This is a genomic window from Helicobacter sp. T3_23-1056, assembly GCF_053654535.1.
On sequence record NZ_JBSIUU010000045.1, the window covers coordinates 1 to 7,513 of the forward strand.

The window sequence follows — 7,513 nt, forward strand, 5'->3', positions numbered from 1 at the left end:
AAAAGCAGAATCAGCACTTACAATAACGGCGGTAGAATCTAGAGAAACCCACCCCCTAGCCCTCTCCGCAAGGGAGGGGGAACAAATAAAGAAAAAATCCACCTCGCGCTAAGGGAGGTGGAAATAACGCTGTCATTGCGTGCGAGTGAAACGAGCGTGGCAATCCACTCTGCGATAAAAACAAAATAGATTGCCACGCATTAGATTTTGCAAAAACGCAAAATCTAATCGCTCGCAATGACGGAAGCAGAATCATTGCTTACAATGGTATTGCTTGCGATGGCATTAAAAAGTTTTTGCGCGAGAGTTACTCTCTCTCGTTGTTGGCAACGCTAGAAGCAAATGCAGGATTTGCAAAAACCATACTCCAAATGCCAAACAAAAATAACGCGCCGTATTTTAATACCCCATCTTTGCAGTCTTGCAAATATCGATAGTTAGATTTTTTCATCTCTTCCATTTCAAACCCCTTTTTGCGCAATCTTTACAAAATCTTTTAACACATTTTGGATTCTTGCAAATATGATTTTCTCATTATGTCTAGTATTTTAAGAAAATAAGATTCACAAGCAAAATGTAAAAAATAAATGCAACTATAAACAAAATAAACTTAAAATTTGCTTTTGTGAAAAAGGAATAAAATCAAAACATAAACAAGAAAATATAAACATAAATAAAAATGGAGAAAAGCAAAAGAAAAAAAACATAAAATATGAAAAACATTTAAAAAATAAACATAAATATAAAAAAACAAAACATAAAACGCAGAACGCAGAACAAAAACAACAAAAAGTAAGACAAAAATAGTCAAAAATATTTTAAGTAAAATTTAAGATTTGTTTTGTGTTAGATTTTTTGCGATATATTTTTGGCTTTTAGATTTTGGCGTAGCGATAAAAGCTAAGGCGATACAAAACGCATAAACACTAAAAACGCCCACAAAAAGCCATCGCCTCGTAAAAAATCCAAAAAACATAAAATCAAAAAAACCTACACAAAGTCAAAGGAGAATCAAATGCCACCATTTCCAAAAACTCTAACAAGCACGCTAGTAAGCGCGCAAAAATTTAGTAAAATCGTTGTGTCATTTTTGGCGATTTTTAGCTTCTCTTTGCTAAACGCAGGCGAACTAAAAGTCGGTGCTACGCCTGTGCCAGCCGCTGAAATCTTAGAATTTGCAAAGCCACTTTTGGCAAAAAAGGGCGTAAAAATGACCGTGGTTAGCTTCACAGACTACATTACGCCAGATATTGCTTTGGGGGAAAAAAGCCTAGATGCCACGCTTCATCAGCATAAACCATTTATGGAAAAAATGGCAAGCGATAGGAAGCTAGATTTAGTCGCAATAGAGCCTATTTATATTATCCCGCTTGGATTTTATTCCAAAAAATTTAAAAGCGTGGAATCTATCCCAAATGGCGCGACTATCGCTATCCCAAACGACCCTACAAATCTATCTAGGGCGTTAATCCTGCTCCACGATAATGGCATAATAAAGCTAAAAAATCCACAAAATCTAGCTTGCACAGAGGCAGATATTATCCAAAATCCACGCAAATTTAAATTTAAACCTGTGGAGGCTGCGACTTTGCCACGCATTTTAGATAGGATTGACGCCGCGGTAATCAATGGCAACTACGCCTTGCAAGCAAAAATGAGCTTAAAAAATTCATTTTTCCACGAAAGCGAAAAAAGCGCGTATGTCAATGTGCTAGTCTCTCGCAGTGATAATGTCTCTAGCCAAGATATAACCACGCTAAAAGAAGTCCTGCTAAGCGATGAGGTGGCAGATTTTATCTTGCAAAAATATAAGGGTGAGATTTTGCCTGTGAAAAAACGCAAATAAACAAACAAAGAAGGAACAAAAATGTCGAAACAAACAAAAGAAAATCTAGCAAAAATGCCAAAATTCAAAAAATGCTTTGCCAAAGTGTTGGCTATATTTGGGATATGTGGGGCGATACTCTCGCCTAGCCTAGCAGGCGAGCTAAAAGTCGGTGCTACGCCTGTGCCTCACGCGCAGATTTTGCGATTTATCACGCCTGCGCTAAAATCTCAAGGGGTGGATTTAAAAATAGTAGATTTCACAGACTATGTGATGCCAAATCTAGCACTAGAGGAAAAAAACCTAGATGCAAATTTTATGCAGCACAAGCCGTTTTTAGACAAAATAAGCAAGGATAGAAACTTGCATCTAAAATCTATCGCAAATGTCCATATCGAGCCTATTGGGGCGTATTCTAAAAAAATCAAAAACATAAAAGAGCTAAAAAATGGTGCGCTAGTTTTAATCCCAAATGACCCTACAAATGGCGGTAGGGCGTTGATTTTGCTACATAATAATGGGCTTATCACGCTAAAAGATTCTAGCAATTTAAGCGCGAATGAAGCAGATATAATCAAAAATCCTAAAAAGCTAAAAATCAAAGCATTGGAAGCGGCGATTTTGCCAAAGGCATTGGGCGATGGGGATTTGGCAGTGATAAATGGCAACTACGCTATGCAAATAGGGCTTACCACAAAAGACGCACTTATCATAGAGGATTCTCGCTCGCCCTATGCAAATATATTGGTCGTGCGCGAGGGCGATGAAAACAAAGAAGACATTATAAAACTAAAAAATGCCCTCCAAAGCGAAGAGTTAAAGAAATTTTTGCTAGAAAATTATAAAGGCGAGATTGTCCCTGCGTTTTAATCTTGGCTTTTAATTTCGCGTGTTTTTTTATCGTGTTATTGCGATTTATAAAACGCGTTGTTGTGTTTTATAAACGAATTGTTGCAAAGTTTTAAGAAAGCCTAGATTTTGCGTGGCTTTATTGTCTAGCTTTTTAAGGCACGCTAGATTTTGGCTTGCTTTTGCCTTTTTTATTTAGATTCTAGTTTTTTAAGAGTTTTGATACTTTTTTAAAGACTAGAATCTTTGTTTTGCCCATTAAATCTCCCAACACTTCTTTTTGCAACACCTCTTTTATGCCTAACTATGTCTAGTCATAAAATCCACATTTTGCAATACTTACTTGCAAGCCTATCACTTCCAAAATCCACATAACTTAATACAATAACACTAAAGTTTTATGATACAATAACACTTAAGATTGCTACAAAATCTACACAAAAATACCCTAAAATACATAAAATCTAGGAGAAAATAATGAGCAAAAGTCTTTATGAGACGCTTGAAGTGAGCGAAAACGCAAGCCAAGATGACATAAAAAAATCATATCGCAAGCTCGCTCGCAAATACCACCCCGATGTCAATAAACAAAAAGAAGCTGAAGAAAAATTTAAAGAAATAAATGCCGCGTATGAAATCCTAAGCGACCCGCAAAAACGCGCACAATACGACCAATTTGGCGATAGTATGTTTGGGGGGCAAAATTTCCACGATTTTGCCCGCTCTCAAGGTGGGGCGGGAGGATTAGATGAGATATTAAGCCAGATTTTTGGTGGGCTAGGCGGGTTTAATAGTGGCTTTGCAGGCGGATTTAGTGGGTTTGGCTCAAGTGGTTTTGGTGGTGGATTTAGCGAGGATTTAGACATTCAAGCTAGGCTTAGCATTCCATTTGATTTATCGATTTTGGGCGGGGAACATTCTATATCGCTAAATGGCGAGACAATAAAGCTTAAAATCCCAGAGGGCATAAGCGATGGCAAAAGTATCCGCGTGCGTGGCAAAGGACACAAAGGCAGGAGCGGACAAGGCGATTTGCTACTAAAAATCTCCGTGCTTCCTAGCGAAAAATATGAGCGCGATGGCGATGATTTGGTATGTGATTTTGATGTGCCTTTGGGCGTGGCGTTGTTTGGAGGCAAGGTAGTAATCCCCACTTTACACAAAGAAGTAACGCTAAAAATCCCCCAAAATACCAAAAACGCACAAAAATTTCGCGTAAAAGAACTTGGAGCAAAAAACATAAAAAGCGGGCAAATGGGGGATTTGTATCTAAGGGCAAATGTGGTTTTGCCAAGTGTGGATAGCCTATCTAGCGAGCTAGTAGAAAAGCTAAAAGATGAGCTTTTGGGCAAAGCCAAATAATTCACGCAAGCCAAAAAAAATCACTCACCCAAAATGTAGCACAAAATCTAAATGCAAAATCTAGCTAGTTGTTAATGTTGCGACTGCTTTTTGCAGTGCGATTATCACAAATGCGACAAAATCTATAAAATCCCACAAATAAGGAGCAAAAATGTATAGCTATGATGAGCCTGTGTATTTGATTAGCGTGGTGGCAAAAATCCTAGAAATCCACCCCCAAACCCTCCGACAATACGAAAAAGAGGGGCTAATAGAGCCGGGAAGAACCGATGGCAAAATGCGACTTTATTCCCAACGAGACATTGATAAGATTAAGACGATTTTGCGCTTGACACGCGATTTGGGCGTAAATCTAGCAGGCGTGGATATTATCTTGCGACTAAAAGAGCGGCTAGATGAGCTAGATAGCACCATAGAAGAGCTAAGGACGCAGGCTAGCAAGGGCAATAATTCCGTGATGACGCAAAAAAGCTCCTATGAGTTGATTATTTTTAAAAAATAAGATTCTAGCAAAATCCATATTATCAAATCCCTCTCCACAATAATCCAAAATAAAATCTAATGTGGCAGGGCAAAGCAGACGCAAAAGGCATTTTAGAATGTTGCTTATGCGCCCTCACAATGAGATTCTAGCCCAAGATTTTTGCCTGAGATTCTAGCGCACGCGCTCTTTTAGATTTTTATACGCCTCACACGCATTATCCACGCCAAAATCACAGCCCCGCTTATAAGTTCGCAACGCCTCATTTGTATCGATTTTTACCCCCACACCAGATTCAAAAAACCCCCCAGCACTTAGACACGCGCTTCCTGCGACTAGCCTGCCTTGCGTTACGCATTGTTGTTGCGTCCTTTTTGTAGGGTCGAGTTTGTTTATCGCCTCACATTCTCGCACAGGGTCGGCATTGCACCCTTTTAGCACATTTTTTAGAGCTTCGCGCATATCTTTTGCTCCCTGCCCATAGCCTTGCACTTGATACATTCCTAAGATATAGCACGAATGCGAATACCCCAAATCACAAGCCTTTTTGTAGTATTGCGATGCTTTTGTTTGGTTTTTTACCGCGCCTTGCAATCCGTGATGATAGTTAAACGCCGCCGCATCGCACGAATGCGGGATATTGGCTTCACATTGCGCGATTTTTTGTAACGCCTGTGGCTCTAGATTCTCACTCTTGGCTTGCTCTATTTCTTTTGCTAGCTCGCAACCCTCGCTAAATCCATACTTACACCCCTTGCCTGCATACTCACTCGCCTTTTGCAAGTCTTGATTCTCGCTATGATATTGCATTAGAGCAAGATTGTAGCAGCCCCCGCCATCGCGCAAATCACACGACTTGCTATACGCACTTTTTGCTTTGGCAAAATCCACTTGCAATAAAATATGCTCTTTTTCATCTAAGGCTATGCCCGTGTCTTTGCCACTAAATTCTGCTATGGTGTTAAGATTTTCTTTGATTCCGTATTTATACGCCACGCCTAACGCCCTGCACGCAAAGGCGGATTTTAGCTCGCACGCGGTTTTGGCGTATTCGTATAAAAGCATAGCTTTGTTTGCAGGAATGCTTGCAAAGCTATTTTGCCAGATTTCAATAATCGCTACTTCGCAAGATTCTTTTGTGCTTAGGTTTATTTTTTCGCTTTGAGCGGATTTTAGGCAGGCTTGCCCGTATTTGGATTGCGTGATTTTTGCGTCTCTAAAGTTAGGCAATGGGGCTTTGGCACTCTTTTTAATCCGCTCGATATAATCCCACTCCACTAAGCCATTTTGCAAATTTACAATGCTAAAAATAAAGCTATACTCCACGCTATTTATGCTTGATGTGGCTTTAGCTTGGCTTGAGATTCTCGCACTCAAAGAATATTTTGGTGGCAAAAGAGAGCCTTTAGGGATAATGTCGCCAAACTCGCTATTATTCCTCATAGCGCGGATAGAATCAAGCATTTTATCGCTGCTTAGCGCGTTGCCAGAAATAGCGTTGCTAAGGCGAAGGGTTTTGGAAGCGAGAATGTCTTTTAACACGGCGCGAGCGAGAAACTCTATATCGATAGGATACTCGCTTAAAGAGTTAAAATCCGAAATGGCGATGACTGCTTGCGCAGTGTCTAGCCCTTTTAGAAATGTAGAATCTTGCAAATCCGCGTTTGTAAGCGCGGCGATGGAGAGCAAATCATCGGTGTGTAAGGAAAATGGCGAAGATTCTTTAGCACTCAAATGCGCTTCTTGTGTGATAGATTCTTGCGTGCTGGCTTTGAGAGTGGCATAACTTGCATTGCCACAAATAAAAGTCGCTACAAAAATCAGCAAACAAAATAATCTCATACTATGCCTTTTAATAAAAGTAAAATCGCGCCAAAGCGAAATCGCGCAGTGGTAAAATCGCTCAAAAGCGAAATCACATAAGAGTGAAATCGCGCCAAAAATTGCGTTTTTTAAAACAATACAATGATAGCAGGCAAAGATAAAATCCAAGCTAAAATCCACTATTTTTGTTACAAATCAAATGCAAAATGCAATTTTAGAAAACGATTTTTGCTTAAAATCCAAATTTTAACAAAATCTGCGTAGCAATCTATTTTATTAGTTTTTGCCAAAATCGTGTTTTTGACATTTTATAACGATAGATTGCCACGCATTAGATTCTGCGTTTTCGTAGAATAATGCGTGGCAATCCAAACGCTATCATTTGTCATACTAAGTTTTCACAAAAACCTAAGCATCTCACAAAGCAACACCCCTCTGCCGTCATTGCGAGCAATTAGATTTTGCGTTTTTGCAAAATCTAATGCGCGGCAATCTTCACTGCAATGCGTAAATAATAGATTGCCACGCGTTGCGTTGCTCGCTCGCAATGACGGAAGTTTCTTTGTCATATTGAGTGCGTGAGCGCGAAATATCTCTGTTTGAGTTTTGAAGTTTAGAGATACTTCGCTTCGCTCGGTATGACAAGAAACCCACCCCCTTAGTCCCCCTCCGCACGGGAGGGGGAAATTATGTCATTGCGAGAATCTGCATTTTCGTCATTGCGAGCAAATGCGCTAGCATTTGCGTGGCAATCCACAATCACAAATCACCAAATAACGCTTTTTTGCGTTTTTTAGTCATAGATTGCCACGCGCAACAAGTTGCGCTCGCAATGACGGAAAAACGACATAATCGTAGTTGGTTGCCACGATTTTACTAGCGCAATTCTCGCAATGACAGCAAAACGACAAAATGACAAAAAAGTAGAATCGTATTAGATTGCCACGCTCGCGCTTGCGCGCTCGCTCGCAATGACGATATGGCGTGTATGCCATTGTCATATTGAGGTTTCGCAAGAAACCGAAATATCTATATCACATTGTGGATTTAGAGATACTTCGATTTTTTGCAAAAAATCTTAAGTATGGCAAAAATAGATTGCCACGCATTGCATTAAAAAAGCAATGCTTACAATGACGGCAGTAAAATATCAAATAACCCACCCCCTTAGT

General features: G+C 39.8%; 9 protein-coding genes. 4 read left to right on the forward strand and 5 right to left on the reverse strand.

Annotated features, from left to right (window positions below; genetic code table 11):
- Positions 1–307: 307 nt before the first annotated feature.
- Positions 308–460 (reverse strand): hypothetical protein, encoded by a 153-nt coding sequence (locus ACWIUO_RS13035; RefSeq protein ID WP_454178325.1) that lies wholly within the window; start codon positions 458–460, stop codon positions 308–310.
- A 555-nt stretch (positions 461–1,015) separates the two neighbouring features.
- On the opposite strand from ACWIUO_RS13035, the gene ACWIUO_RS13040 reads away from it, so the two are divergent.
- From ACWIUO_RS13040 to ACWIUO_RS13055, 4 genes are all read left to right on the forward strand, one after another.
- On the forward strand, positions 1,016–1,846 hold the full coding sequence (locus ACWIUO_RS13040) for a MetQ/NlpA family ABC transporter substrate-binding protein (protein WP_454178326.1): 831 nt from the start codon (positions 1,016–1,018) through the stop codon (positions 1,844–1,846).
- A 21-nt stretch (positions 1,847–1,867) separates the two neighbouring features.
- The gene (locus ACWIUO_RS13045; protein ID WP_454178327.1) at positions 1,868–2,695 is read left to right on the forward strand and encodes a MetQ/NlpA family ABC transporter substrate-binding protein; all 828 of its coding nucleotides are present in this window, start codon (positions 1,868–1,870) and stop codon (positions 2,693–2,695) included.
- A gap of 456 nt (positions 2,696–3,151) precedes the next feature.
- A complete protein-coding gene (locus ACWIUO_RS13050) occupies positions 3,152–4,036 on the forward strand; it encodes a DnaJ C-terminal domain-containing protein (protein ID WP_454178328.1) in 885 nt (294 codons plus the stop codon).
- 151 nt (positions 4,037–4,187) lie between these two features.
- On the forward strand, positions 4,188–4,538 hold the full coding sequence (locus ACWIUO_RS13055; protein WP_454178329.1) for a heat shock protein transcriptional repressor HspR: 351 nt from the start codon (positions 4,188–4,190) through the stop codon (positions 4,536–4,538).
- A 153-nt stretch (positions 4,539–4,691) separates the two neighbouring features.
- Here the strand turns inward: ACWIUO_RS13055 and ACWIUO_RS13060 are convergent, their stop codons facing one another.
- From ACWIUO_RS13060 to ACWIUO_RS13075, 4 genes are all read right to left on the reverse strand, one after another.
- Positions 4,692–6,359 carry a hypothetical protein gene (locus tag ACWIUO_RS13060; protein WP_454178330.1) on the reverse strand — a complete coding sequence of 556 codons (1,668 nt, stop codon included), beginning with the start codon at positions 6,357–6,359 and terminating at the stop codon, positions 4,692–4,694.
- Positions 6,360–6,739: 380 nt separating this feature from the next.
- On the reverse strand, positions 6,740–6,910 hold the full coding sequence (locus ACWIUO_RS13065; protein ID WP_454178331.1) for a hypothetical protein: 171 nt from the start codon (positions 6,908–6,910) through the stop codon (positions 6,740–6,742).
- Positions 6,837–6,986, reverse strand: a complete 150-nt coding sequence (locus ACWIUO_RS13070) for a hypothetical protein (protein WP_454178332.1) — start codon at positions 6,984–6,986, stop codon at positions 6,837–6,839. The genes ACWIUO_RS13065 and ACWIUO_RS13070 overlap by 74 nt, the downstream gene beginning before the upstream one ends.
- Positions 6,987–7,138: 152 nt before the next feature.
- Entirely contained in the window at positions 7,139–7,342 is a 204-nt protein-coding gene (locus tag ACWIUO_RS13075; protein ID WP_454178333.1) for a hypothetical protein, read from the reverse strand.
- Between the last annotated feature and the right edge of the window lie 171 nt (positions 7,343–7,513).

Excerpts from the sequence above, each read along its gene's own strand:
- ACWIUO_RS13035 (WP_454178325.1), bottom strand. The coding sequence starts at position 460 with ATGGAAGAGATGAAAAAATCTAACTATCGATATTTGCAAGACTGCAAA.
- ACWIUO_RS13040 (WP_454178326.1), top strand. The coding sequence starts at position 1,016 with ATGCCACCATTTCCAAAAACTCTAACAAGCACGCTAGTAAGCGCGCAA.
- ACWIUO_RS13045 (WP_454178327.1), top strand. The coding sequence starts at position 1,868 with ATGTCGAAACAAACAAAAGAAAATCTAGCAAAAATGCCAAAATTCAAA.
- ACWIUO_RS13050 (WP_454178328.1), top strand. The coding sequence starts at position 3,152 with ATGAGCAAAAGTCTTTATGAGACGCTTGAAGTGAGCGAAAACGCAAGC.
- ACWIUO_RS13055 (WP_454178329.1), top strand. The coding sequence starts at position 4,188 with ATGTATAGCTATGATGAGCCTGTGTATTTGATTAGCGTGGTGGCAAAA.
- ACWIUO_RS13060 (WP_454178330.1), bottom strand. The coding sequence starts at position 6,359 with ATGAGATTATTTTGTTTGCTGATTTTTGTAGCGACTTTTATTTGTGGC.
- ACWIUO_RS13065 (WP_454178331.1), bottom strand. The coding sequence starts at position 6,910 with ATGACAAAGAAACTTCCGTCATTGCGAGCGAGCAACGCAACGCGTGGC.
- ACWIUO_RS13075 (WP_454178333.1), bottom strand. The coding sequence starts at position 7,342 with ATGACAATGGCATACACGCCATATCGTCATTGCGAGCGAGCGCGCAAG.